The organism is Roseomonas sp. HF4, assembly GCF_005222755.1.
GTDB lineage: Bacteria > Pseudomonadota > Alphaproteobacteria > Acetobacterales > Acetobacteraceae > Neoroseomonas.
The window spans coordinates 135879-160550 of the sequence record NZ_STGD01000006.1 but is presented as its reverse complement, the minus strand read 5'-3'; the positions used below and the strand labels follow the sequence as shown (position 1 = coordinate 160550).

The 24672-nt window shown below is 70.8% G+C and carries 21 protein-coding genes; 5 read left to right on the top strand and 16 right to left on the bottom strand.

Features of this window, described 5'->3' with window-relative positions; all coding sequences use genetic code 11:
* Positions 1-116 precede the first annotated feature (116 nt).
* The 9 genes from E8M80_RS11490 to E8M80_RS11450 form a co-directional block, all read right to left on the bottom strand.
* Positions 117-1715, bottom strand: a complete 1599-nt coding sequence (locus E8M80_RS11490; RefSeq protein ID WP_137125833.1) for a GMC family oxidoreductase — start codon at positions 1713-1715, stop codon at positions 117-119.
* Between the two features lie 119 nt (positions 1716-1834).
* On the bottom strand, positions 1835-2785 hold the full coding sequence (locus E8M80_RS11485) for a LysR family transcriptional regulator (protein ID WP_137125832.1): 951 nt from the start codon (positions 2783-2785) through the stop codon (positions 1835-1837).
* A gap of 261 nt (positions 2786-3046) precedes the next feature.
* Positions 3047-3289, bottom strand: a complete 243-nt coding sequence (locus tag E8M80_RS11480) for a hypothetical protein (protein ID WP_137125831.1) — start codon at positions 3287-3289, stop codon at positions 3047-3049.
* Positions 3290-3393: 104 nt separating this feature from the next.
* Positions 3394-5580: an excinuclease ABC subunit UvrB gene (gene uvrB / locus E8M80_RS11475; RefSeq protein WP_137125830.1), complete on the bottom strand. Its 2187-nt coding sequence runs from the start codon at positions 5578-5580 to the stop codon at positions 3394-3396.
* An 82-nt stretch (positions 5581-5662) separates the two neighbouring features.
* Complete coding sequence (locus E8M80_RS11470) at positions 5663-6058, bottom strand: DUF4150 domain-containing protein (RefSeq protein ID WP_137125829.1); 396 nt, start codon at positions 6056-6058, stop codon at positions 5663-5665.
* A gap of 12 nt (positions 6059-6070) precedes the next feature.
* On the bottom strand, positions 6071-6724 hold the full coding sequence (locus E8M80_RS11465; protein WP_137125828.1) for a DUF3540 domain-containing protein: 654 nt from the start codon (positions 6722-6724) through the stop codon (positions 6071-6073).
* A gap of 28 nt (positions 6725-6752) precedes the next feature.
* Positions 6753-7817 carry a pentapeptide repeat-containing protein gene (locus E8M80_RS11460; RefSeq protein WP_137125827.1) on the bottom strand — a complete coding sequence of 355 codons (1065 nt, stop codon included), beginning with the start codon at positions 7815-7817 and terminating at the stop codon, positions 6753-6755.
* Complete coding sequence (locus tag E8M80_RS11455; RefSeq protein ID WP_137125826.1) at positions 7814-10441, bottom strand: DUF2169 domain-containing protein; 2628 nt, start codon at positions 10439-10441, stop codon at positions 7814-7816. Before E8M80_RS11455 ends, E8M80_RS11460 begins: the two co-directional genes overlap by 4 nt.
* A gap of 26 nt (positions 10442-10467) precedes the next feature.
* Positions 10468-12657 (bottom strand): type VI secretion system Vgr family protein, encoded by a 2190-nt coding sequence (locus E8M80_RS11450; protein ID WP_170979347.1) that lies wholly within the window; start codon positions 12655-12657, stop codon positions 10468-10470.
* 255 nt (positions 12658-12912) lie between these two features.
* On the opposite strand from E8M80_RS11450, the gene E8M80_RS11445 reads away from it, so the two are divergent.
* Entirely contained in the window at positions 12913-13533 is a 621-nt protein-coding gene (locus tag E8M80_RS11445; RefSeq protein WP_137125824.1) for a hypothetical protein, read from the top strand.
* Between the two features lie 11 nt (positions 13534-13544).
* Here the strand turns inward: E8M80_RS11445 and E8M80_RS11440 are convergent, their stop codons facing one another.
* From E8M80_RS11440 to E8M80_RS11415, 6 genes are all read right to left on the bottom strand, one after another.
* Positions 13545-13913, bottom strand: a complete 369-nt coding sequence (locus E8M80_RS11440) for a hypothetical protein (RefSeq protein ID WP_137125823.1) — start codon at positions 13911-13913, stop codon at positions 13545-13547.
* Complete coding sequence (locus E8M80_RS11435) at positions 13913-15763, bottom strand: potassium transporter Kup (RefSeq protein ID WP_137125945.1); 1851 nt, start codon at positions 15761-15763, stop codon at positions 13913-13915. Before E8M80_RS11435 ends, E8M80_RS11440 begins: the two co-directional genes overlap by 1 nt.
* A 196-nt stretch (positions 15764-15959) precedes the next feature.
* Positions 15960-16757, bottom strand: coding sequence for an amino acid ABC transporter ATP-binding protein (locus E8M80_RS11430; RefSeq protein WP_137125822.1), 798 nt, complete (start codon positions 16755-16757; stop codon positions 15960-15962).
* A gap of 32 nt (positions 16758-16789) precedes the next feature.
* Positions 16790-17932: an amino acid ABC transporter permease gene (locus E8M80_RS11425; RefSeq protein WP_137125821.1), complete on the bottom strand. Its 1143-nt coding sequence runs from the start codon at positions 17930-17932 to the stop codon at positions 16790-16792.
* Between the two features lie 10 nt (positions 17933-17942).
* Positions 17943-19145 (bottom strand): amino acid ABC transporter permease, encoded by a 1203-nt coding sequence (locus tag E8M80_RS11420; protein WP_137125820.1) that lies wholly within the window; start codon positions 19143-19145, stop codon positions 17943-17945.
* A gap of 98 nt (positions 19146-19243) precedes the next feature.
* Complete coding sequence (locus tag E8M80_RS11415; protein WP_137125944.1) at positions 19244-20242, bottom strand: amino acid ABC transporter substrate-binding protein; 999 nt, start codon at positions 20240-20242, stop codon at positions 19244-19246.
* Between the two features lie 250 nt (positions 20243-20492).
* On the opposite strand from E8M80_RS11415, the gene E8M80_RS11410 reads away from it, so the two are divergent.
* On the top strand, positions 20493-21443 hold the full coding sequence (locus E8M80_RS11410; RefSeq protein ID WP_137125819.1) for an ornithine cyclodeaminase family protein: 951 nt from the start codon (positions 20493-20495) through the stop codon (positions 21441-21443).
* On the opposite strand, the gene E8M80_RS11405 is transcribed toward E8M80_RS11410, so the two are convergent.
* Complete coding sequence (locus tag E8M80_RS11405) at positions 21428-22156, bottom strand: aspartate/glutamate racemase family protein (RefSeq protein ID WP_137125818.1); 729 nt, start codon at positions 22154-22156, stop codon at positions 21428-21430. The genes E8M80_RS11410 and E8M80_RS11405 overlap by 16 nt on opposite strands.
* Positions 22157-22327: 171 nt before the next feature.
* Here E8M80_RS11405 and E8M80_RS11400 point away from each other — a divergent pair, with 171 nt between their 5' ends.
* Genes E8M80_RS11400 through E8M80_RS11390 form a run of 3 tightly spaced genes read left to right on the top strand, consistent with a single transcriptional unit; the run spans position 22328 to position 24671 of the window.
* The gene (locus tag E8M80_RS11400; RefSeq protein ID WP_137125817.1) at positions 22328-23476 is read left to right on the top strand and encodes an acyl-CoA dehydrogenase family protein; all 1149 of its coding nucleotides are present in this window, start codon (positions 22328-22330) and stop codon (positions 23474-23476) included.
* Positions 23473-24237, top strand: a complete 765-nt coding sequence (locus E8M80_RS11395; RefSeq protein ID WP_137125816.1) for a 3-ketoacyl-ACP reductase — start codon at positions 23473-23475, stop codon at positions 24235-24237. The genes E8M80_RS11400 and E8M80_RS11395 overlap by 4 nt, the downstream gene beginning before the upstream one ends.
* Positions 24237-24671, top strand: a complete 435-nt coding sequence (locus tag E8M80_RS11390; protein ID WP_170979346.1) for a MaoC/PaaZ C-terminal domain-containing protein — start codon at positions 24237-24239, stop codon at positions 24669-24671. The genes E8M80_RS11395 and E8M80_RS11390 overlap by 1 nt, the downstream gene beginning before the upstream one ends.
* Position 24672 lies beyond the last annotated feature (1 nt).

Genomic DNA, 24672 nt, shown 5'->3' with positions numbered 1-24672 from the left:
AGGGCGGGGGCAGAAGGGAACTTCTTCCCCAGGACCCGGACCTCGCAGACCCGTCGCCAGATGCCAGAGAAGGGAGGGGGCTCGGGGGAGGTTCACCTCCCCCGACCTTCAGGGGGTCACCCCCGCATATCCTCCGCCACCAAGTCCGCCGCCTTCTCCGCCACGCTCAGCACCGTCGCGTTGATGTTGCAGACCGGAATGTCCGGGAAGACCGAGGCATCCACCACGCGCAGCCCCGCGATGCCGCGCAGGCGCAGCCGCGCATCAAGCGGCGCGCCCGGATCGCCGCCCATCCGCACCGTGCAGGACGGGTGGTAGACCGTGCCGCCTGTCTCGCGCGCGAAGGCGAGCAACGCCTCGTCCGTCTCCGCCGCCGGGCCAGGGCGCGTCTCCCCCGCCACGATACCGGCGAGCGGCTCCGCCGTCATCCAGCGCCGCGCGAGGCGCATCCCGCGCACCAGGCAGGCCTCGTCCGCGCGCTCGGTCAAATAGCGCGGCGCGATGGCGGGCGCGTCCTCCGCGCGGGGGGATTTCAGCGTCACGGTGCCGCGGCTCTGCGGCCGGCATTGCCAGACGCCCAGCGTGAAGCCCGGCTCCGCCTCCGGCACGCCGATGCGGCCCTCGGCCCAGGAGAGCGGGCCGCCGTTGATCTGGATGTCGGGCGCCTCCAGCCCTGGTTCCGTGCGCGCGAACAGCGACATCATGCCGGGCGACCAGGTCAGTACGCCCTTGCCCCGGGTGATCCAGCGCAGGATCTCGAGCCCGAGGCGTGGCCAGACGATGCGGCGGTTGGCGCTCCAGCGGTGGTCCGTCAGCCGGAAGGCAAGGCGCGCGATGAAGTGGTCCTGCAGGTTGCGCCCGACGCCCGGCGCATCCAGCACGGGCGCGATGCCGTGCTGTGCAAGTACCTCCGCCGGGCCGATGCCCGAGAGCTGCAGCAGGTGCGGCGAGCCGATCGCGCCGGCCGAGAGGATGACGCCGAAGCGGGCGCGGATGATGCGGTCCTCGCCGCCGCGACGGATGGCGACGCCGGTGGCGCGGCCGTCCTCGACCACGATGCGCAGCGCCAGCGCGCGGTCGATCACGCGGAGGTTCGGCCGTGCCAGCGCCGGCACCAGGTAGGCGCGCGCCGCCGAGACGCGCCGCTGCCCGCGGCGGGTCTGCTGGAAGGTCGCGAACCCCTCGCGCCGCGGGCCGTTCATGTCGTCGTTGACGGGCAGGCCGATCGCCCCCGCCGCGGCGGCGAAGTGGTCGAGCAGTTCCGGACGCTCGGCCAGGTGTTCGACCGGCTGCGGGCCTTGGGTGCCGCGGCCTTCGCCGCCGCCGGCGAAGCTCTCGTGACGCATGAAATAGGGCAGCAGGTCGTCCCAGCCCCATCCCGTGCAGCCCTTCTGCGCCCAGAGGTCGTAGTCGGACGGGTGCCCGCGCACATGGCCGAGCCCGTTGATGGAGGACGACCCACCCCAGACCCGCCCGCGCGGGTAGTCCAGCGCGCGGTTGCCGGTGGCGGCGTCGGGTTCGGTGCGGAAGCCCCAGGTCAGACGCGGGTGGTCGAGCAGCCGGGCGTAGCCCGCCGGGATGTGGATATAGGGGTGCCGGTCCGGCCCGCCGGCCTCGATGACCGCCACGGTGGCGCCGCCTGCCGAGAGTCGGTTGGCCAGCACGCACCCCGCGCTGCCGGCGCCGACGATGACGTGGTCGAAGGTGTCGTCCATCCGCCTATCGGAGCGCAGGCGCCCGCCGCGGTCCAGGCTGCCCCCTCGTATCGGTTTCCAAAGGCCCTTTCGGCCTTTGGCGGGTGGGGGTCCGGGGTAGGGTAAGGCGCTCCCCCGGGTCAGTCGTCCTCGCCCGGCGGCGCCTCCCCCGCCTCGACCGCCGGCACCTCGCGCGCCACCGCGATCATCATGCGCCTGAGCCAGGCATGGCCCTGGTCGCTCTCAAAGCGCCGGTGGAAGATCAGTGAGAGCCGGGTGTGGCGGATCGCGACCGGGCATTCGCGCAGCGCCAGCCCATGCGCCTCGGCCATGCGCCGCGCGAGCCGCGCCGACAGCGTCATGACCATGTCCGTGCGCGCGAGGATGTCCGGCACCGCCGAGAGATGCGCGACCACGGCGCCAAGCCGCCGCCGCTTGCCGCGTGTCGCGAGCGCCACGTCGAGCGCGCCGTCGCGAGAGCCGTTGGCGGAATGCAGCAGGTGGGGGAAGGCGATCAGCCGGTCCTCGTCGAGCACGCCGGCGGCCAGCGGGTGCCCCGGGCGCATCAGGGTCAGGAAGGCTTCCGGCAGCAGGCGGATGCGCGTGTAGATCGCGGGCGGCTCGGGCAGCACCGCGACGGCGAATTCCGCCTCCCCGCGGTCCAGGAGCGCCTGCGTGTTGGTGCGGTCGGCGTGGCGGATGGCAAGCAGGCAGCCTGGCGCCTCGCGACCCATACGTTCGAGCAGGGGCGGCGCCAGCACCGCTTCCGCGTATTCCGACAGCGCGATCGGGAAGATGCGCTCGGCGGTGGCGGGGTCGAAGGGGGCGTGGGTGATGAGCGTCTCGCGCAGCCGATCCAGCACCTCCGCGACCGGGCCCGCGAGCGCGAGGGCGAGTTCGGTCGGCTCGACGCCGCCCGGACGGCGGAGGAACAACTCGTCGCCCAGCGCCGCCCGCAGGCGTGCCAGCGCGTTCGAGACGGCGGGCTGCGACAGGTTCAGCCGCTGCGCCGCGCGCGTGACGTGGCGCTCGCGCGCGACGGCGTCGAAGACGCGCAGCAGGTTGAGGTCGAGGGTGGCGAGATCGGCCATGGGTGGGCCGATGATGGGCCCTCGGCGCCGGCCGGGGAAGCGGGGCGCCATCCGGCCGGCCGTCGTCCTGGTCTGTGATGGCGGCAGCAAGGTCGGGGGAGGGGAACCTCCCCCGAAACCCCTCCCTTCCTTGGCTTCTGGCGCCGCACCTCGAAGGATCGGCGCCCGTTGCAAAGAGGGTAGCGGGGGGGCGGGGGGAGAAATTCCCTTCCCCCCCCGCCTTCTCGACCGTGCCGGGTCGGGAACCCCAGGCTGCCCCCGTCAGTAGTAGTAGCCGCGCGGCGCCGGCCGCGGGGCGGTCAGTGCGCCGATGGCCGCGCCACCCGCGCCGCCGATGGCCGCACCCGCGAGCGGCGAGCCGCCGGTCAGCGCGCCGATGGCCGCGCCACCCGCGGCGCCGATGCCGCCGCCCACCAGCGCGCGCTGGCCCACCGGATCGGCGCAGGCGGATACACCCAGGGCGAGCATGGCAAGGGTAGCGATTCGTATATGATTGAAGCGCATGACGAAACTCCGTGGCAGGTTTCGGATGCGCGAGTACAACCTGGGCGTGTGGCAGGGATCGGGCAGGAAGGGGGCAATCCTGCCCCGTCCATGGCAAGCCTGGTTCAGGGGCCGCGTCGCTTGCGCGCGCCCTTGCCCTTCTTCGGGTCGTACCCGCCGCCGCCCGGGCCGAGCGGCTTCGGCGCCCAGTCCGCCTTGGGCGTGGCGTCGCGCAGCGAGCGCCCCGCGGCATTGGGCTCGAGGCCGAGGTCAAGGGCCTCCAGGCGCTTGATCTCGTCGCGCAGCCGGGCGGCGGTCTCGAATTCCAGTTCGGCCGCGGCGGCGCGCATCTTCCGCTCCAGATCGGCGATCGCGGCGCGCAGATCCTTGCCGACGAAGTGCGCCGCCGTGTCGTCCTCCACCGCATCGACCGTCACGTAGTCGCCCTGCGTCACGTCGCGCAGCACGTCGGCGATCTCGCGCCGGATGGTCGTCGGCGTGATGCCGTGCGCCTCGTTCCAGGACTGCTGCTTGGCGCGGCGGCGCTCCGTCTCGCCGAGCGCGTTGCGCAGGCTGTTGGTCATGGTGTCGGCATAGAGCACGACGCGGCCCTCGACGTTGCGCGCGGCGCGGCCGATGGTCTGGATCAGCGCGGTGGTGGACCGCAGGAAGCCTTCCTTGTCGGCGTCCAGGATCGCGACCAGCGCGCATTCCGGGATGTCGAGCCCCTCGCGCAGCAGGTTGATGCCGACCAGCACGTCGAACACGCCTTTCCGAAGATCGCGGATGATCTCGATGCGCTCCAGCGTGTCGACGTCGCTGTGCAGGTATCGCACGCGGATGCCGGCTTCCGTCATGTAGTCGGTCAGGTCCTCGGCCATGCGCTTGGTCAGCGTCGTGACCAGCACGCGGCCGCCGGCCTGCGCGACGGCGCGGCATTCGGCCAGCAGGTCGTCCACCTGGCCTTCCACCGGGCGGATTTCGCAGACGGGGTCCACCAGGCCGGTCGGGCGGATCACCTGCTCGGCGAAGGTGCCGCCGGTGCGCTCCATCTCCCACGGGCCTGGCGTCGCGCTGACGAAGACGGTCTGGGGGCGGAACGCCTCCCATTCCTCGAACTTCAGGGGCCGGTTGTCGGTGCAGGAGGGCAGGCGGAAGCCGAACTCGTTCAGAATGGTCTTGCGGGCATAGTCGCCGCGGTACATGCCGCCGATCTGCGGCACCGTGACGTGGCTCTCGTCCACGATCAGCACCGCGTTCTCCGGCAGGTATTCGAACAGCGTCGGCGGCGGGTCCCCCGGGCGGCGGCCGGTCAGGTAGCGCGAATAGTTCTCGATCCCTTTGCAGGACCCGGTCGTCTCCATCATCTCGATGTCGAAGATGGTGCGCTGCTCGAGCCGCTGGCGTTCCAGCAGCTTGCCCTCCGCCTCGAGTTCCGCGAGCCGTTCCTTCAGCTCGACCTTGATGTGGGCGATCGCCTGGGTCAGCGTCGGGCGCGGCGTGACGTAGTGGCTGTTGGCGTAGATCGAGAGGCGGTCCATCTCGGCGGTCACCTCGCCGGTCAGCGGGTCGAATTCGCGCAGGCCGTCGATCTCGTCGCCGAACAGGGAGATGCGCCAGGCGCGGTCCTCGAGGTGGGAGGGCCAGATGTCCACGCTCTCGCCGCGGATGCGGAAGGTGCCGCGGGCGAAGAAGTTGTCGTTGCGGCGGTACTGCTGCTCGACCAGGCCCTTGACCAGCGCGTCGCGGTCGATGCGCCCGCCGCGTTCCAGCTTCACGACCATGCGCGAATAGGTCTCGACCGAGCCGATGCCGTAGATGCAGGAGACGGAGGCGACGATGATGACGTCCGAGCGCTCCAGCAGCGCCTGCGTCGCGGAATGGCGCATGCGGTCGATCTGCTCGTTGATCTGCGCGTCCTTCTCGATATAGGTGTCGGTGCGCGGGACGTAGGCTTCCGGCTGGTAGTAGTCGTAGTAGGACACGAAGTACTCGACCGCGTTGTCGGGGAAGAAGGACTTCATCTCCCCGTATAATTGCGCGGCCAGCGTCTTGTTGGGCGCGAGCACCAGCGCCGGGCGCTGCACCGCCTCGATGACCTTCGCCATGGTGAAGGTCTTGCCCGAGCCCGTGACGCCGAGCAGCACCTGGTCGCGCTCCCCCTGCGTCAGCCCGGCGATCAGGCTGCGGATCGCGGCCGGCTGGTCGCCGTTCGGCTCGAAGGGGGAGACGACCGTGAGCCGCTGCTCCTGCGCCGGGGCGGGGCGCTTCGGCGGCATGAACGGCACGGAGCCGGGGGCGATCAGGTTCATGACGCCAAGATGGGCGCCAGGCCGGCCCGCGTGAAGGCGCCGGGCTACCCGGCCAGACGGTTCGGCTGGATCGGAACGTCCCCTATGGCGTCAGCACCAGGACCTTGGTCTGGCTTGGCGCGATCCGGCAGCCCGGGCAGTTGGTGTTGTTCTGCAGCGACATCGACGTCATGCGGGTCAGCGGCATGCCGTTGACCAGCGTCACGAAGGCCGCCGTCAGGTGCCGCGACGGCCCCATCACGGTGCCCGAGGCGACGCCGGTCGCGAGACCGGCATTGTCTCCGTTCGTCAGCGGCGTGGTGGTCCCGATATTGTGCGCCGGCATGCCCATGATGAGCACCTTCGTCTGGTTCGGCGTGGCGGTCGGGCCCATGGCGATGTTGGGATAGGGGATCGGCACCGGCGCAGGCGCCGCGGGGGTCAGGCAGACATCGGGGAAGCCCATGTCCTGGCCGCCCATCTGCGAATTCGCGAACATGCCAGGCCCTCCTCAGCCGAGTTGGATCTGGCCGCCGTCGATCTTGACGATGCGGCCCGCATGCACGACGGCGTTCTCGCCGCGCAGGTGGATGTTGCCTTCGGCGCGATGGTCGATGCTGCCGGCGCGGACATGGTCGCCTTCCTCGACGAAGCGGTAGCTCCGCTTGGTCCGGGTCAGGACGCGGTCGAGAACCGTCTCGAGCGCTTCGCCCACCACCTTCATGCGGCCGAGATGCGCCGTCAGGCTGCGCGCGATGCCCGCGACCTCCGCGAAGGACCAGGTCGCGCGCGTGCCCGTGAAGTTCGCCTCGGGCGCCGCGACGGTGATCCGCCCGCCGCTCGCGACCTCGACGGCGCTCTCGCCGGTCAGGGCCAGCGTGCCGCCCACGGCCCTGATCTCGATATCGCCCTCGGCGGCGATCCTGAGCGGCCCTTCGGCGCGCCGCTCGAGCACGGCGAGTACGTAGTGCCGGCCGGCCGCCTCGACCAGCAGGACGGTGTCGCCCTCCTCGGGCGCCAGCAGGCAGCTCGCGGCGACGCGCGCGGGCAGGCGCTCGGCGCCGGCGCCGACGATCAGGGTCGCGCCCTCCCGCTGCAGCACCTCGGCGCTGCGCGGCAGGGCTCCCTGGGTCATGAGGGTCTGGAACGGTGTGAACGCGGTCATGGTGCTGCTCTCCTGGCTCGCGGGCCCGTCATTTCTGCGGCTGGCGCCATCGTGCGTGCCAGCCCTCCGCCGTGTGGCGCTCCTGGTCCTGCGGCATCACGCCGCGCCGGCCGGCCAGGTCCGCGCCGCCGTCGCGCACCGCATGCATCACGGTGCGGGAAAAGGTGACCCCGTCGAAGCCGGCGCCCTCGACCTCGGCATGGCTGAAATCGGCATAGGTGAGGTCGGCGCCGGAGAAGCGGGCGCGCGGCGCCTTCAGGCCGATGGCGATGCACTGGTACATCCGCGCGCCCGAGAAATCCGCCTCCGGCGCGATGGCGCCCGAGATCGTGGCACTCGTGAGGTCCGCCCGCACGAGGCTCGCGCCCGCGAGGCTCGCCTCCATCAGGATCGCCTGCGCGAGCCGCGCGCCGTCGAGGCGCGCGCCATCGAGCTTCGCCTTGCCGAAGCCGGCCTGGCGCAGGTCGGCGTTGGTGAGGTCGCAGCCCGTCAGGTCGGACTCCATGAACTGGCACTGCGGGAAGGCGAGGCCGGCCAGGCTCCGCCCCGCGAGATTCGCCTTCAGCAGCACGGTGCGGAAGAACTGCGCCCCGGCCATGCTCGACCGCGTCAGGTCCGGCTCGATGAGCGCCGCCTCGGGCAGGCGGGCGCGCGTGAAGTCCGCGCCCATCGTCGCGCATTCCGCCAGCGTCGCCTTGTCGAGATTGGCGCCGCCGAGCTTCGTCCATTCGAACCGACAGCGCGCGATCATCGCGAGCGTCAGGTCGGCCCCTTCCAGCATGGCGGCGCCGAAGTCGCTGCCGCCGGCCTGCACCGCGACCGCCTTGAACCCGGTCGCCTGCACGCCGCGGAAGGAGCATTTGTCGAGCACCGCCTGGCCGACATCGACGCCCGCGAGGTTGCCGCCGTCGAAGCGGCATCCGGTGAGGATGGATTCGCGGAAGGTCGCGCCGGCGAGGTTGGCGCCGGAGAAATCGACCGCCTCGAAGACGCCGCCGGAAAGCTTCGCGCCGTCCAGCGCCACGCCGGCGAAGGAGGCGCGGCTGATCACCTCGCCGCCGTGGATGGCGCGCTCGAGTTCGTCGCGCGTCATCGGGCGGGCTCCGCACGCGGCCGCAGGCGCATGCGCGTCTGCAGGATGCCCTGGTAGCGGGTCGTCCCGTCCGTCTTCACGCGCGCGAGGTCGGCTTCGTAGAAGCTCGCATCCGTCAGGTCGGCGCCGCGCAGGTCGGCGCGCTGCAGCACCGCGCGCATGAAGTCCCCGCGCGCGAGCACGGCGCGGCGCAGGTCGGCCACCACGAAGCGGGCGCCCGGCGCGCTCACGTTCTGCATCTGCGCATCCTCGAGCACCGCGTCCGAGAGATCCGCGTCGGCCAGCTTCGCGCCCGAGAGCATCGCGCGGGCCAGGATCGCGCCCCGCAGGTTCGCGGCCCTGAGGTCGGCGCCCTCCAGCACGGCCTCGGTCAGGTCGCAGCCGTTGTTGAGCACCGCCTTGCGGAGGTCCGCGCCCGGCGCGCGCAGGCCGCGCAGGTCGCAGGTCAGGAAGGCGGCGCCGGCGAGATTGGCGCCGCTGAAGTCGATGCCGCGCAGGTCGCATTCGAGGAAGGTCGCGCTCTCGAACGCGGCACGCGCCGCAAGGCATCCGGCGAGGTTCAGGCGCATGAACAGCGCCGAGGGCGCCTTCGCCCCCTCGAGCACCGCGCCGTCGAGCCGCGCCTCCATCAGGTCCGCCCCCTCGAGGTCCGCGCCGCGCAGCGACGCGCCGGTGAGGTCGGCCTTGGCCAGCACGGCGTTGCGCAGCACCGCGCCATCCAGCACCGCGCCGGCGGCGCGCGCGGCGCCGAGGTTGGCGCCCGTCATCTGCGCCCGGTCGAGCCGGGCGCCGGCCAGGCGCGCATGCGACAGGACCGTGTCCTTGAGGATCGCCCCGGTCAGGTTGGCACCTTCGAGGTTGGCGCCGTCGAGCCAGGCCTCGGTCAGGTCCGCGCCCGACAGGTCGATGCCCGAGAGGTCCGCGCCGCAGAGGTTGATGCGCACCAGGTTCTTGCCCCGGGCGGGCAGGTCGGTCGTGCGCAGCGCCTGCGACCGGCGGTCGCTGAGCTGGCGGGCCGGGCCCTGGTGGTGCGCGGCCATCAGGTAGGCGTTGCGCTGCTCGCGCTCGCTCTGCTCCCAGAGCGAATTCATCATCGGGTCGGCGAGGATCTCGTCGATCTCGCTCGCGTCGCCGCCGGCGGCGCGCACCTCGACGGCCGTCTGGCGCAGGTCCGCGCGCTGGCGCTCGGCGGTGTAGGTCGGCGGGCCGGTCGGCTGCTCGTTGTGCTCGGCCCGGACCTGCGCCACCGTCATCCCGCTGCCCACGAGGGTCTTCTCGAGCTCCTCGTCGCTCATCTGCGGTGCCGCCTCGGCGGCGGCCTCGGCCTTGCGGGCGTCCTCGAAGGCCTGCTCGATGCGCGCGGGCAGGTCGTCGAGCGAGGGCGGCGGCGGGTCGGGCGGCAGCAGCCCCGGGCCGTGCTCGTCCGGATCGAGGTCGTATTCGGCCACCATGGCGCGGGCGCGCGCGATCCGCGCCTCGGAATCGCGGCGACCGTTCTTCGCGAGCAGGTTCTGGCTCGCGAGGAGCTTGTTCATCGCCTCCATGTCGGGGTCGGGGCGCAGCATGTCCTTGGGCGCCAGGTCGCTCTCGCGCATCGCGAGGATCGGGCCCTTGTCGGGATCCGCGCGGGCGACGCGCACCGCGTCGTAATGCGACGCCGGGCGCGGCGCCGCGGCGCGGTCCACGCCGGCGACGGCGCAGAGGATGTCCCGCCCGTCTTCCTCCGCGATCTCGGCGACGCCGTGATGGACCAGCACGGCGCGACGCCGATGCGGCACGAACAGCAGCGTGGTGAGGCCGAGCGGCACTTCCTCGAGGCTGCCCGCGGCGCCCTTGCGCTCGATGAAGAAGCGCGGCGCGAGGCCGGGCAGGCGCCCCTGCAGCGCCGGCTCATCGGGGTGGAGGTTCTCGAAGGCGTAGTCCTCGGTCCCCGCGAGCGCGCCCGGGAAATGCTGGTCGGCCGGCGCCGCGTTGAAGAAGCGCCAGTCCATGTCCCGCGCGAAGCCCGGGAAGTCGTCGCGCAGCCAGCGGTCGTCGTAGGTGCCGGCGAAGCGCGCGCGCTGCGGCCAGGCCTGGTCCATCGGGCCGAAGCCGGCGGTGCGGCGGCGCCGGTGCTCGGGCGCCACCGCCGGGTCCTCGATGTTCGGGCGCGGGACGACGAGGCCGACCCCCGGCACCGCCATCTCCTCCATCCCCCGGCCGATCGGGTTCTCGGCGTGCTTCGGCCCGCCATAGGCCCGCGTCCAGTCGAGCCGCATGTCGGCGAAGGGCACCGGCGGGATCAGGCGCCCGCCATCCTCGTAGCTGTCGCCCACCACGATCAGGGACTTGTTCAGCGCGCCGACGCGCGCGGTGACGCGCACCGCCTGCATGGGCGTGCCGCCCGGCGCGAAGGCGCGGCCCAGCACCAGGTATTCCGCGACGCGCTTCGGCACCACGAGGTCGAGCGGCTGTTCGGGCGGCAGTTCCTCGCCCAGCATCTTCCACATGCCGGCCTCGGAGAACAGCGCCTCCTCGGTGCCGAGGGGGACGAAGCAGAGCACCGCGACGCCAAGATAGAAGCGCCGCTGGTTCTCGAACGGGCGCGTCATGAGGCCGACGCAGAGCGGCTTGACGACCCTCATGGCGGATGCACCAGCCTGGCCCCCGCCTAGAGCAGCATGTGCATGGCGGCGCGGTGGAGGATGGTGGAACTCTGGGTCGCCTTCATGACGTTCTTCGAGACTTCCACACGCACGTCGTTATACGCCATGTCGACCTTCGCCATCGCTATTTTCACGTTCTCAATTTTCGTCTGGACCTTGGCCATGGCGAGGCCGTTGATGTCCATTTTGGTCAGGTTGACGGCGATCGCCATGCCGAAGCTGTCGCGGTTGATGTTGCCGATGCTCTCGAGGAAGCTGTCGATCGTGGTGTTGCCGCCCGGCGCGACCAGCTTGATGCCCGCCGGCGCGGTCAGGGTGATGCCGGCGGCCGCGGTGATCGAGACCGTCGCCGGGGTCGTCACGGTCAGCCCGCCGATGATCGTCTGCGACATGCTGCCCGTCACGTTCTGGGTGACGGTGCCGATCACGGTCTCCTTCATCGAGCCCATGACGTTGCGGGTCTCGTTCGCCATGAAGGTCTCGGAGACGTCGCCCGTGACGCTGCGCGTCTCCTTGCCCATGATCGTCTCGTCGAAGTTGCCGGTCACGTCGGTCTTCTTGTTGCCGCCGACCGTCAGTGTCTCGTCGTTCTTGATGTCCGTCGTGCGGTTGCCGGTGCCCGCGAGCCCGACCTTGCGCGTCTCGTTGTTCTCGACCTCGCTGTCGAGGTCCTTCTCGGCGTGGACGTAGATCTGCTCGGAGCCCTTCTTGTCCTCGAAGCGGATCTCGTTCGAGCCGCCCCCGCCGAGCGAGCTGTCGGTCTTGATGCCGGATTGCGTCTTGTTCGCGGGCAGCGACCAGGGATGCTTGTTGTTGCCGTTGTAGACTCGCCCCGTGACGATCGGTCGGTCGGGGTCGCCTTCCAGGAAGTCCACGATGACCTCGTGCCCGATGCGCGGGATGTGCACCTGGCCGTAGCTCGACCCCGCCCAGCCCTGCGAGACGCGCAGCCAGCAGGACGACGTGTCGTCGGACGGGTCGAGCCGGTCCCAGTGGAAGGCGACCTTGATGCGGCCGTGCTCGTCGGTGTGGATCTCCTCGCCCGAGGGGCCGGTCACGATCGCGGTCTGCGGCCCCTGCACGAAGGGCTTGGGGGAGGTGCGCTCGGGCCGGAAGGGCACGGCCTTGGGCATGCAGACGAAGGTGTTGGCGTAGGAGGGCTCGACCGGCTCGCGCCGGCCCCACATGTTGGCCGTCCAGTGGCTGTAGTCCTGGCCGCTGTGGCGGACCTCGGTGACCAGCACCTCGCTGTCGTCGATCCCCTCGATCTTGATGCGCAGGCCGGCATCGAGGCCGGCGACGCCGCTCTCGCCGCGCAGGCGCTGGTGCAGCGCCTCGTCGGCTTCCATCTGGTGTTCGGCGATGTCGCGGCCCGGGCCGCTTTCCTGATAGAGGCCGGGATAGTCGTAGAGTTCCGAGAAGCCGGCCGGCCCGACCTCCTTCGTGGTGGGCACGTCCACCGGCAGCTTGTCGACCATCTCGAAGTTGTAGTCGCGCAGCACGCGCCCGTGCGAGCGGACGGCGAATTCCTCGTCGAGCCGCCGGATCGCGGCGCTGTCGCGGCGCCCGCCGATCGGCAGGTCCGGCCAGGGCGCCAGCGGCGCGTTGTTGTTGATGTCGCTGATGACGAGGGTATGCGTGCCTTCCTCATGCTCGTGCCAGAAGCAGATGCCCGACTGCTCCATCAGCCGCGAGATGAAGTTCAGCGTCGTCTCCCGGTACTGCACGCAGTACTCGACGGGCTGGTAGCTGCCGGTCAGGCGCAGTTCGTAGTTGGTGACGCCGTGCTTGCCGAGCTTGTCCTCGATGATCTCGGGCACCGTTTTGTTCTGGTAGATGCAGCAGTCGGTCGTGCGGGACATGAACCAGATGTCGGGCACCACCTCGGCGCGCCATTCCGTCGCCTCGCCGCGGCTGACGAAGCCGCGCGTCAGGCGGCAGATCCGGCCATGGAAGGGCCGCCGCTCCATGCCGGTCGGCCCGACATCCGAATCCCCCGGCCGGCCGAAGGAGAGCGTGACGCCGGTGCCGAGCAGCGCCTTGACCGCCGATGCCGGCTCCTCGGTCGCGAAGGCGATCCGTAGCAGGAAGGGGCGGGAGATGGCGTCCTCCCCATCGACCTCCGTCAGCACGGCCTTGTTGTCGCCGAGATCCGTCGTGATCGCGAGAATCCGGTTGGTCTGGTCGTATGTCACGCCGCTGCGCCTCCATCCCGGCCCGCTGCCGCAGAGTGCGACGATACCGTCGTCACCGAGGGCGGCAAGATTTCGCTTTCAACCGGCGCATCCTGGCGTCGCGCCGGATGGACCGATCTGAAGCGTTGCACATCCGGCGCCCGTTGGCGCGTGACATGAATCGCTTCGTTGTGGCGGCGCCCCACCTGAGCCCAGGCTGCCCGCGGCACGGCACGGCGATGTCGCCGGCACGCCCGGTGCCTCAGGAGACGCCCCATGGCCAGTTCCTGGCATATACGGTTCACGCGCTTCATGACCGCCCATGTCGTCAGGAAGCAGGAGCAGGTGAATTCCTGCGGCATCGCCTGCATCCTCATGGTCAACTTCAAGATGAAGAAGGGCCTGATGTTCGCGGGCATGGCGGCCGGCGCGCAGGTCAGCACCGTGCCCGTGGTCGGCTCCTACCTCGGCAAGACCCTGGCCGAGGCCGCCGTGGGCTATGCCGTGAAGACCGAGCCGCAGGTGTACAAGATCTACGGCGACGTGGTCGGCACGGTCTATGACGGCACCTCCTACACCAACGGCCTGAAGCATCCCGAGGTGCTGAACCGCCTCGGCCTCGGCAACTGGGAATGCGTCAATGTCGGCGAGGCCGGCATGGCCGGGGCGGTGAAGGCCGCGGTCGCGGCCGGCGCGCCCTGCATCGTGCACGTGGCCTGGGACGCTGGCGGCGCGCATTTCGTCTGCGTGGACGAGACCGCCGGCCCGGGCGCCACGACCTACGCGATGATGAACGACCCGGGCGACGGCGACGTGCATCCGACGGCCCTGTCGGGAAGCGGCGCCACGCGCTTCAAGAGCGGCAAGATGACGGGCTGGATCATCCGCCGGAAATAGCGGCGGCCCTGTCAGCCCACGCCGACCACCCGGTAGGCATAGGACGCGCCGTCCGGCTCCGTGACCGTGACGTGCGCGCCGGGGCGGAGCGGCTCGGCGCCGCAGTCGAAGCGCGTCTCGGGCGCGTCGGGCCCTTCGGCCGCGGCGGCGAAGAAGCGGATCGACCAGCCATGGTCCGGTTCGTACTGCACGTCGCCCTCGGCGGGCGGTGCATCCGGGGCGATCCGCCGCGCGCGCCAGGACGCCGGGTCGGCCGACCAGGCGGCCGGGTCCGGCTGCCCGACGGCATCGAGGGCGAGCTCGATCTCGTAGCGGTGCTCGGTGCTGCCCTCGGGGAAGCCGGGCCCGGCGGCCAGCGCGAGCAGCACCGTGGCCGTCATCAGATGGCCACCCGCACGCCGAGCTCGACCACGCGGTCCGACGGGATGCGGAAGAACTCGGTCGCCGGCACGGCGTTGCGCGACATGATGGTGAACAGCCACTGCCGCCAGCGCGACATCTTGGGCACGGCGGCCGCGACCACCGTCTCTCGCCCCAGGAAGTAGGACGTCTGCATCGGCTCGTAGGGGATCCCTTCGTCCTTCAGTGCCTCGAGCTCCTTCGGGATGTTCGGGCTTTCCTGGAAGCCGTAGCGCAGCGCCACGCGATGGATGTCGGGGGCAAGCTGGTCGACCGTGCGGCGCTGGTCGGCGGGCACGTAGGGCACCGGCTCGTTGGTCACGGTGACGAACAGCACGCGCTCGTGCAGCACCTTGTTGTGCTTGAGGTTGTGCAGCAGCGCGCCGGGCAGGAAATCCGCCTGACTGGTCATGAACACCGCCATGCCGGGCACGCGGGTGGTGCGGGACTGCGGCAGGCGGGCGATGAAGGATTTGAGCGGCAGCCCGTCCTGGCGGAAGCGCGCGAAGAGCAGCTCGCGCCCCTTTCGCCACGTGCTCATCAGGATGAACAGGGCCGTACCGACGACCACCGGCACGTAGCCGCCATCCGGTATCTTCACGACGTTGGATGCGAAGAAGATGACGTCCAGCAACAGGAAGGCGCCGAACACCGGCACGACCAGCAGCAGCGGCCAGCGGAAGCGCGTGTAGTAGACGATTGCCGCAAGCAGCGAGGTGCACACGAATGTGCCGGTCACGGCCAGACCGTAGGCCGCGGCCAGGCTGTCGGAATCGCGGAACTCCGTGACCAGGATGACGACCCCGATGAGCAGCGCGAAATTCACCTGCGGCAGGTAGATCTGACCTTCCTCGGTCGCGCTGGTGTGCCGCACCTCGAGCCGCGGCAGGAAGCCGAGTTGCACGCATTGCCGGGCGATCGAGAACGCGCCGGAAATCATCGCCTGGCTCGCGATGATCGTCGCGGCGGTGGCGAGGATCACGAGCGGCAGGCGGAACCATTCGGGCGCGAGCAGGTAGAAGGGATTGACGATCGTCGCCGGGTCGCTCAGCAGCAGCGCGCCCTGGCCGTAATAGTTCAGCGCCAGCGCCGGCAGCACGAAGAACAGCCAGGCGAAGCGCATCGGCTTGCGGCCGAAATGCCCCATGTCGGCATAGAGCGCCTCGGCGCCCGTGACGGCCAGCACCACCGAGCCGAACGCGATGAATGCGGCCAGGCGGTATTCGAGGCAGAACTGCACGGCGTAGTGCGGCGAGAGCGCGACAAGGATGGAGGGATGGCGCAGGATCTCGATCAGGCCCAGCAGGCCGATCACCGCGAACCATACGGCGCAGATCGGCCCGAACACCATGCCGACCGAGGCGGTGCCCCGATACTGCACCAGGAACAGCGCCAGCAGCACGCCGATCGCGATCGGTACGACCGCGGCCTCGAAGGCCGGGGAGACGACCTTCAGCCCTTCCACCGCCGACAGTACCGAGATCGCGGGGGTGATGATCCCGTCGCCGAAGAACAGGCTCGCGCCGATCATGCCGATGACGGCGACGATCCACTTGGCGCGCGCGCCGGTCAGGCCCTGCTGCGCCAGTGCCATGATGGAGAGGATGCCGCCTTCGCCGCGGTTATCCGCGCGCAGGACGAAGGTGACGTACTTGAAGGTCACGACGAGGTTCAGCGACCAGAAGATCAGGCTGAGCAGGCCCAGGATCTCCCATCGTTCCAGCCCGCCATCCGCGAAGTGCTGGGCGGAGGCACGCATCGCATAAAGGGGGCTGGTGCCGATATCGCCGTAGACGACACCCAGCACGCCGATCAGCAGGGCTGGCGTCATCGGCCGGTCGGCGGGCGAGTGCCCGTGCGAGGGGGTGCTCAACTCAGGGGTGCTCCGCGGCGTGGCCCGGGACGGGCCCCGGGCCGCAATGCGACGACATTGTGTTTGCCGGACCCGGTGACGCAAGCCTGGTCATGTTGCACCGCCATGCACGGCGACGAAGGGTGCCCGCCGTGCGCCGCATGGGAAGCGCGCGTCAGTGCCCCCGCAGGATCTGGCTGAGGAACAGCTGCAGCCGGTCGGTCTGCGGGTCGTTGAAGATGCGTTCGGGCGTGCCGACCTCGACCACCTCGCCGCGGTCCATGAACACCACGCGGTCCGCGACCTGGCGGGCGAAGCCCATCTCGTGCGTCACCACGATCATGGTCATGCCCGTGTCGGCCAGCATGACCATGGTGTCCAGCACCTCCTTGATCATCTCGGGGTCGAGCGCGCTGGTCGGTTCGTCGAACAGCATGATCTTGGGCTTCATGCAGAGAGCGCGCGCGATCGCCACGCGCTGCTGCTGCCCGCCCGACAGCTGCCCCGGGTATTTCAGCGCCTGTTCAGGGATCTTGACGCGCTCGAGGTACTCCATCGCCAGCGCCTCGGCGTCCTTCTTGGGCATTCGCCGCACCCAGATCGGCGCGAGCGTGCAGTTCTCGAGCACGCTCAGATGCGGGAACAGGTTGAAGGACTGGAACACCATGCCGACCTCGCGGCGGATGGCATCGAGCGCCCGGAGGTCGTCCGACAACTCGATCCCGTCCACCAGGATGCGGCCTTCCTGGTGCGTCTCCAGCCGGTTGATGCAGCGGATCATGGTGGACTTGCCCGAGCCCGAGGGCCCGCAGACCACCACGCGTTCGCCGGTCGCGACCTGCAGGTCGACGTCGCGCAGCACGTGCAGCGCGCCGAACCACTTGTTGACCCTGTCGAGCACGATCGCCGGCGGGGCATCCGTGCGCACGGCCGAGGCGATGTGGCCTTCCGGCATCTCTGTCGCAGCGCTCATGTTCTCTCGCGTCCCAGATCGGAGTTGGTGGTTCAGCGCGCGCGGTGGCGGTTGAGGTCCGCCTCCAGGCCCTGGCTGTATTTCGACATGGCGAAGCAGAACACCAGGTAGATCATGCCGACGAAGACGTAGACCTCGACGCCGAAGCCCTGCCAGGCGGGCTCGACGATCGCGGTCTTGCCTGCGGTCAGCAGATCGAAGATGCCGATGATCAGCACCAGCGAGGTGTCCTTGAAGAAGCCGATGAAGGTGTTGACCAGCGGCGGGATCACCATGCGCAGCGCCTGCGGCAGGATGATGAAGCCGGTCTTCTGCCAGTAGGACAGGCCCATCGCGTCGGCGGCCTCGTACTGGCCCTTCGGCAGGGATTGCAGCCCCGCGCGCACCACCTCGGCCAGGTAGGCGCCGGCGAACAGGATGATCGCGATCTGCGCGCGCAGCAGCTTGTCGATGTTCATGCCCTCGGGCAGGAACAGCGGGAACATCACCGACGCCATGAACAGCAGGCTGATCAGCGGCACGCCGCGGATCAGCTCAACGTACAGGACGCACAGGACCTTGATCGCCGGCAGGTTCGACCGGCGGCCCAGCGCGACCAGGATCGACAGCGGGAAGGCGAAGGCCAGGCCGAAGGTCGCCAGGATCAGCGTGATCGGCAGGCCGCCCCAGCGTTCCTGCGGCACATAGGACAGGCCGAGGATGCCGCCCCACATCAGCACGCCGATCGCCGTCAGCGTGCCGATCCAGATCGGCACCAGCGTCCAGTTCCAGAAGCGCTTCAGCGCCGAGACGACATAGAGCGTCACGAACAGCACGCACACCAGCGCCGGGCGCCAGTGTTCCTCGTACGGGTAGGTGCCGAACAGCATGAAGCGGTGCTTCTCGGTCACCACGGCCCAGCAGGCGCCGCTGCCGCCGAGGTCGCGGCAGGCCTGGGTCTGCGCCTGGCCGTTCGGCGCGACCGGCACCGACCAGATGGCGTTGATGAAGGCCCAGTCCACGAAGCCCATGGTGGCGCGGACGATCAGGTAGCCCATCAGCAGCGTGACTGCGGTGGACAGCCAGCCCGAGAACAGGTTGGCGCGCGCCCAGGCGATCGGGCCGATGGCGGTGAGCGGCGCCGAGCGCGGGGTGCTGGCGCGGATCGTCGGCGGAGTGGCGGTGATGTCGCTCATGTCAGGCTCCTCACCGCTCGACCAGCGCGATGCGCGCATTGTACCAGTTCATGAACAGGCTGATGCTGAGGCTGATCGTCAGGTAGACCAGCATGATGATGGCGATGCCCTCGATCGCCTGGCCGGTCTGGTTCAGCGTCGTGTTGGCGATCGATACGATGTCCTGGTAGCCGATCGCGACCGCGAGCGAGGAATTCTTGGTCAGGTTGAGGTAGTTCGACGTCATCGGCGGGATGATGACGCGCAGCGCCTGCGGCATGACGATCAGCCGCAGCACCGACCCGTGCCGGAGGCCGAGCGCCTGCGCCGCCTCCCATTGTCCCGAATGGACCGACTGGATGCCCGCGCGCACCACCTCGGCGATGAAGCCGGCGGTGTAGGTGACCAGGCCGATCAGCAGCGCGGCGAATTCCGGGCTGACGTTGAGCCCGCCCTGGAAGTTGAAGCCGCGCAGCGCCGGCCATTCGATCGTCCAGGGCGCGCCCATCACCTGCCATACCAGCAGCGGGAGGCCGACCATCAGCCCGATCGCGGCGGGCCAGGTCCTGCGCGGCTGGCCGTCGGCCATCTGCTTCGCGCGCGCCTGGCGCGCGTAGAGCCAGGTCAGGACGATGCCGGCGACGAAGGCGACCAGCGCCCAGCTGTGCGCGCTTTCCCAGACCAGCGCCGGCAGCTTCAGCCCGCGGTTGGACAGGAACACGCCTTCCATCGGGTGGAGCGCCTGGCGCGGACCGGGCAGGCCCTGCAGCACGGTGTACCAGAACAGCAGCTGCAGCAGGAGCGGCAGGTCGCGGATGACCTCGATGTAGAAGCCCGCGATCTTCGACACCAGGAAGTTCTTGGACAGCCGCGCGATGCCGATGGCGGTGCCGATGATGGTGGCGAGGATCACGCCCACCACCGCGACCTTCAGCGTGTTCAGCACGCCGACGGTGAGCGCCCGCAGGTAGGTCATGGTGGGGTCGTAGGGGATCAGGCTCTCGGCGATCGGCAGCCCGGCCTCGCGCTGGAGGAAGCCGAAGCCGGTCGCGATGCGCCGCACCTCGAGGTTGTGCACCGTGTTCGACCAGAGCCACCAGATGACCGAGCCGATCAGCGCGACGACCAGCACCTGCCAGACGATGCCGCGGACGCGTTCATCCGCCCAGGACAGGCGCATCCTGCGCTTCGGCGGCTTGCGCCGGAATCTCGGGTCGGCGGTCGCGTCGGACATCTTGTTGTCTGCCTCACCTGTCTTGTTGCCCGCCCGCCCGGGGCAGGGGAACCGTGTGGGGCGGGGGAGCCTTCGCCCCCGCCCCACGGATGGTCACGTCACCGGAAGGGCGGCGCGTACTGCAGCCCGCCCGGCGTGGTCCAGAGCGCGTTCGGCCCGCGCTGCACGCCGATCGGCTGCAGGTTGCGCTCGAAGATCTGCCCATAGTTGCCGAGGCGGGAGACGATGTTGACCATGAAGGCATTGTCCACGCCGAGCATCTGCCCGAGGTCGCCCGAACGGCCGATCAGGCGCTGCACGTCCGGCCGCGCATCGCCCGCCGCCTGGCCGATCGTCTGGCTCGTGAGGCCGAGCTCCTCGGCCGTCAGCAGGCCGAAATGGATCCAGCGCAGCAGGTCGGCGAAGCGCTGGTCCCCGTGGCGCACCACCGGGCCGAGCGGTTCCTTGCTGATCACCTCGGGCAGGATCACATGGTCCGCCGGGCGGGCCTGCACGGCGCGCGTCGCGGCCAGGCCCGACACGTCGGTCGTGTAGGCGTCGCAGCGGTTCGAGAGATAGGCGTTCACCACCTCCTCCAGCCGCTCGATCACCACGGGCTGGAACTGGATGCGGTTGGCGCGCGCCCAGTCGGTCAGGTTCTGCTCGGTGGTGGTGCCGGGCTGCACGCAGATCGTGGCGCCGTTGAGCTCGCGCGCGCTGCGCACGCCGAGGCTCGCCTTCACCATGAAGCCCTGGCCGTCGTAGAAGCTGATGCCCGTGAAGTCGAAGCCGAGCGACGTGTCGCGCGACAGCGTCCAGGTCGTGTTGCGCGCGAGCATGTCGACCTCGCCCGACTGCAGCGCCGTGAAGCGGTTCTGCGCCGTGGTCGGCACGAAGCGGACCTTGTCGGGGTCGTTGAACAGCGCGATCGCGACGGCACGGCAATAATCCACGTCGAAGCCGCGCCAGACGCCCTGGCTGTCGGGCTGGGCGAAGCCGGCGAGGCCGGTGTTCACGCCGCAGATCAGGGTGCCGCGCGCGCGGATGGCGTCGAGCGTCGCGCCGGTGGGCGCAGCCGGTTGCTGCGCCACCGCCGGCAGCGAGACCGCGGCCACCATGGCGGCTGCGCCGATTGCGCGCAGGAAACTGGCCCTCGAAAACTGGGTCACTGTCGCACTCCCGTTCTTGCGCCCGCCGGACGGTCCGGACGGGCTTCGTTCGATCTCCCGAGCCCATGCTGCGCCGCCGTCGGGCGCGGATCAACGCGCTTGTTGGTCGGCCGCGGAGCCAGGCCCCAGGCGTGCAGCCCCTAGCAAAGGTGGGGCCGGGGAGGCAAACACCGCCCCGGAACCGCCCCGGAGCCCCGCGATGCTGCATCTCGACCGCACCACCCTCAGGGCCGCGCTGCCCTGGGACGCCCTGGTCGAGGCGCTGGCCGCCATGTTCCGGGAGGGGTGCGAGGCGCCGCTCCGGCACCGGCACACGATCCCCGGCCCCGGCGGCACCGAGAACACCCTCCTCCTGATGCCCGCCTGGCGCGCCGGCGGGCACAGCGGCGTCAAGATCGTGCATGTGGCGCCCGCCAATGCGGCGCGGGGCGAGCCGGCGGTGCACGCCACCTATCTGCTGTCCGACGCCGCGACGGGCGCGCCGCTCGCGCTCATGGACGGCGGGGAGCTCACCGACCGGCGCACCGCGGCGGCCAGCCTGCTCGCCGCCCGCCACCTGGCGCGGCCCGAGAGTTCGCGCCTGCTGCTGCTGGGCAGCGGCAAGGTCGCCCGGGCCCTGGCCGAGGGCTATGCGGCGCGCTTCCCGATCGCGGACATCGCCATCTGGTCGCCCACCGCGGCCAATGCCGCGCGCCTCGCCGCGACGCTGGCGGCGGAGGGCCTGCCCGCCCGCGCCGTGCCGCGCCCCGACCCGGCCGGCGCCGACATCGTCGCCGCCGCGACGCTCGCCACCGCGCCGCTGGTCCATGGGGCCGCGGTGGCGCCCGGCACGCATGTGGACCTTGTCGGCGCCTATCGCCGCGACATGCGCGAGGCGGACGGCGCGCTGCTCGCGCGGGCGACGCTGGCCGTGGACACGCGCGCGGGCGCGCTCGCCGAGGCCGGCGACATCGTGCAGGCCGTATCCGAGGGCGCGATCGGCCCGGACCATGTCGCGGCCGACCTCGCGGAGCTGTGCCGCGGCGTGCATCCTGGCCGCCGCTCGGCGGCCGAGGTGACGGTCTTCAAATCCGTCGGCTGGGCGGGCGAGGACCTCGCGGCGGCGGTGCTCGCCTGGCAGCGGGCCGGCGGCGTTCAGCCGGCGGCGTAGAGGGCTGCGACCTCCGGCGCGAAGCCGCTCAGCGTGCGCGGCCGGCGCGGGCGGGGGCTCGCCGGCACCAGCCCGGCCAGCGCCTCGGCCAGGCGCACGGCCGCCTGCGTGCCGTCCACCAGCGGCACCGCGACGCGCGGCTGCAGAACCGGCGCGATGCCGGCGAGCGGCCCGCCGGCGAGGATCACCGCCTCGGCGCCGTCCTGCTCCACGCTCTCGGCGCAAAGCGCGGCCAGCAGGTCGAGCCGCTCCTCCGCGACGCGCCCCGGGTCGCCCGCGAAGGGCGGGCCCATGCGGAAGCCCGTGCAGCGCGCGGCCAGGCCGTGATGCGCGAGGCATTCCTCGAACATCGGCCGCAGCGCCGCGGTGAAGGACACGACGCCGAAGCGCCGGCCGAGCATGGCCGCGGCGTGGAAGGCGGCCTCGCTGATGCCGAGCACCGGCACGTCCAGCAATTCCTTCGCCGCATCCAGGCCCGGGTCGCCGAAGCAGGCGATCACCGCCGCGTCATACGTGCCGCGCCGGGCCGCGAGCGCCGCCAGTGTTGCCGGCCCGGCCACCAGCCAGTCGGCGCGCGTGACGATCAGCGGCAGGCCGAAGGGGGCCGAGACGGCCTCGACCACGGTGCCGGGGCTTGCCACGGCGCCGGCTGCGGCGGCGATGCGGTCCGTGACCGACGCCGTCGTGTTGGAATTGACGAGCAGCAGGCGCATGAGTTCGATCCGTCTTATGTTGCGTCGCACGTCTACCGGATTGACCAGAAAGGCGGCATGACGTCACCCTGGGATGCTCAGTTCGGGGCAACGTCCAGGAAAACGGCGCCGGTCAACGGCGACAGGCCCGCTTCGCCGATCGGCGGGGCGGGCCTTTTCGTTGGGGGAAGCATGACCGATTCGGCCGATCCCGGCCTGACCCCCCTGCACGCCGCCCTGCGCGATGCCGCCCGCCGCTTCGCCGAGGCCGAAATCGCCCCCCATGCGACCGACTGGGATGAGGCCGAGGCGGTGCCGCGCGAACTCTACCGGTCGCTTGGCGCCGCGGGCCTCTTCGGGATCACGGTGCCCGAAGGCTTCGGCGGCGCGGGCGCCGACGCGCTCTCCTACGCCCTGGTGATGGAGGAACTCGCGCGCGGCTATGCGAGCATTGCCGACCAGGTCGGGCTGGTGGAGTTGCTCGGCACGCTGCTGACGGCGCACGGGACCGAGGCGCAGCGCGCGCGCTACCTGGCGCCGCTGCTGCGCGCCGACCTCCGCTGCGCCTATGCGCTGACCGAGGAAGGCGCGGGGTCGGACCTGGCGGGGCTGCGCACGACCGCGCGGCGCGACGGCGCGGGCTGGGTGCTCGACGGCGCCAAGCTCTGGATCCACAACGCGCCGGTGGCCGACTTCGCCGCGGTGCTGGCGCGCACCGACCCTGCCGCGGGGCATCGCGGCATGTCGATCTTCCTGGTCGACCTCGCGGCGCCGGGCGTCGCGCGGGACCGCAGGGAACGCAAGATGGGCCAGCGCGGGTCGCCGGTCGGCGGGCTGCGCTTCGACGGCGTGCGCCTCGGCGCCGGCGCCATGCTCGGCCCCGAGGGGCGAGGCTTCCACATCATGATGTCGGTGCTCGACAAGGGCCGCGTCGGCATCGGCGCGCTCGCGGTCGGGCTGTTGCAGCGCGCGCTCGAGGAGAGCATCGCCCATGCGAAGTCCCGCGTGCAGTTCGGCCGTGCCATCGCCGAATTCCAGGCGGTGCAGTGGATGGTGGCCGACATGGCGAAGGACACCCAGGCGGCGCGGCTGCTGGTGCACCATGCCGCGCGCCTGCTGGATGCCGGGGCCGATGCGACGCTGGCCGCCAGCATGGCGAAGTGCTTCGCTTCGGATGCCGCGGTGGCGCGCATCGCGGATGCGGTGCAGGTCCATGGCGGATCGGGCTACATCCGCGGCGTGACGGTCGAACGCCTGTACCGCGACGCGAAGATCACGCAGATCTACGAAGGCACCAACCAGATCCAGAGGATGATCATGGCACGGGAACTGTTCCGATGAGGCCGGCGGCACTCGTCACCGGCGCGCGGCGCGGCATCGGGCGCGCGACGGCCGTCGCGCTGGCCGAGAAGGGCTTCGACGTGGTCGGCGCCGACATCAGCGCCGAGGGCGCGGCCGAGACGCGCGCGGGGGTGGAGGGCGCCGGCCGCGCCTTCGCCTTCGTCACGGCCGACATCGGCGATGTCGCGGGCCATGCCGCGCTGCTCGATGCCGCCTGGGGCGCCTTCGGCGGGCTGGAATGCCTGGCGAACGTTGCGGGCGTGCAGGTGCAGACCCGCCAGGACATGCTGGAGACGACCCCCGAATCCTGGGACCGCCTGCTCGACGTGAACACGCGCGGCACCTTCTTCCTGAGCCAGGGCATGGCGAAGCGGATGATCGCGCCCGGCGCGCCGCGGCGCGGCCATCGCAGCATGGCCTTCGTCTCCTCGGTCAACAGCGTCATGGCGTCGCTGAACCGCGCCGAATACTGCGTGTCCAAGGCGGGCGTGACGATGGTCGCGCGGCTGTTCGCGATGCGCCTCGCGGAGCACGGCATCAATACCTACGACATCCAGCCCGGCATGATCCGCACCGACATGACGAAGGAGGTCTGGGACCGCTACGCCGCACAGATCGAGGGCGGCCTGGTGCCGATCCGCCGCTGGGGGGAGGCCGAGGACATCGGCCGCGCGATCGCGACGCTGGCCGCCGGCGCCATGCCCTATTCGACCGGGCATTCCTTCCCGGTGGATGGCGGTCTTCTGATGCCGCGCTTCTGATGGCGGGGCTGCGCTTCGACGCGATCGAGCCCGGCCTGGTGTTCGAGACGCCGGGCATCACGGTGACCGAAGGGCACATCCTCGGCTTCGCCGGGCTGACCGGGGATTTCTACGAGATCCACATGGACGACGCGTATGCGCGCGACCTCGGCTATCCCGGGCGCGTGGCGCATGGACTGCTGGGGCTGGCGCTGTGCGACGGGCTCAAGAACCGGGCGGAGACGCGGTTCGCGGCCATCGTCTCCCTTGGCTGGCGGTGGCGGTTCGCGGGCCCCATCCTGGTGGGGGACCGCATCGCGGCCGAGGTTCGGGTGGTCTCGAAGCGTGCCACCCGCAAGCCCGACCGCGGCATCGTCACCCTGGCCTTCCTGCTGCGCAACCAGCGGGCGGAGACGGTGCAGGAGGGCGAGAACGACCTCATGGTGTGGCGGTGAC

Coding starts and splice junctions, on each gene's coding strand:
- E8M80_RS11490 (WP_137125833.1), bottom strand. CDS start 1,715: ATGGACGACACCTTCGACCACGTCATCGTCGGCGCCGGCAGCGCGGGG.
- E8M80_RS11485 (WP_137125832.1), bottom strand. CDS start 2,785: ATGGCCGATCTCGCCACCCTCGACCTCAACCTGCTGCGCGTCTTCGAC.
- E8M80_RS11480 (WP_137125831.1), bottom strand. CDS start 3,289: ATGCGCTTCAATCATATACGAATCGCTACCCTTGCCATGCTCGCCCTG.
- uvrB (WP_137125830.1), bottom strand. CDS start 5,580: ATGAACCTGATCGCCCCCGGCTCCGTGCCGTTCATGCCGCCGAAGCGC.
- E8M80_RS11470 (WP_137125829.1), bottom strand. CDS start 6,058: ATGTTCGCGAATTCGCAGATGGGCGGCCAGGACATGGGCTTCCCCGAT.
- E8M80_RS11465 (WP_137125828.1), bottom strand. CDS start 6,724: ATGACCGCGTTCACACCGTTCCAGACCCTCATGACCCAGGGAGCCCTG.
- E8M80_RS11460 (WP_137125827.1), bottom strand. CDS start 7,817: ATGACGCGCGACGAACTCGAGCGCGCCATCCACGGCGGCGAGGTGATC.
- E8M80_RS11455 (WP_137125826.1), bottom strand. CDS start 10,441: ATGAGGGTCGTCAAGCCGCTCTGCGTCGGCCTCATGACGCGCCCGTTC.
- E8M80_RS11445 (WP_137125824.1), top strand. CDS start 12,913: ATGGCCAGTTCCTGGCATATACGGTTCACGCGCTTCATGACCGCCCAT.
- E8M80_RS11440 (WP_137125823.1), bottom strand. CDS start 13,913: ATGACGGCCACGGTGCTGCTCGCGCTGGCCGCCGGGCCCGGCTTCCCC.
- E8M80_RS11435 (WP_137125945.1), bottom strand. CDS start 15,763: ATGACGCCAGCCCTGCTGATCGGCGTGCTGGGTGTCGTCTACGGCGAT.
- E8M80_RS11430 (WP_137125822.1), bottom strand. CDS start 16,757: ATGAGCGCTGCGACAGAGATGCCGGAAGGCCACATCGCCTCGGCCGTG.
- E8M80_RS11425 (WP_137125821.1), bottom strand. CDS start 17,932: ATGAGCGACATCACCGCCACTCCGCCGACGATCCGCGCCAGCACCCCG.
- E8M80_RS11420 (WP_137125820.1), bottom strand. CDS start 19,145: ATGTCCGACGCGACCGCCGACCCGAGATTCCGGCGCAAGCCGCCGAAG.
- E8M80_RS11415 (WP_137125944.1), bottom strand. CDS start 20,242: ATGGTGGCCGCGGTCTCGCTGCCGGCGGTGGCGCAGCAACCGGCTGCG.
- E8M80_RS11410 (WP_137125819.1), top strand. CDS start 20,493: ATGCTGCATCTCGACCGCACCACCCTCAGGGCCGCGCTGCCCTGGGAC.
- E8M80_RS11405 (WP_137125818.1), bottom strand. CDS start 22,156: ATGCGCCTGCTGCTCGTCAATTCCAACACGACGGCGTCGGTCACGGAC.
- E8M80_RS11400 (WP_137125817.1), top strand. CDS start 22,328: ATGACCGATTCGGCCGATCCCGGCCTGACCCCCCTGCACGCCGCCCTG.
- E8M80_RS11395 (WP_137125816.1), top strand. CDS start 23,473: ATGAGGCCGGCGGCACTCGTCACCGGCGCGCGGCGCGGCATCGGGCGC.
- E8M80_RS11390 (WP_170979346.1), top strand. CDS start 24,237: ATGGCGGGGCTGCGCTTCGACGCGATCGAGCCCGGCCTGGTGTTCGAG.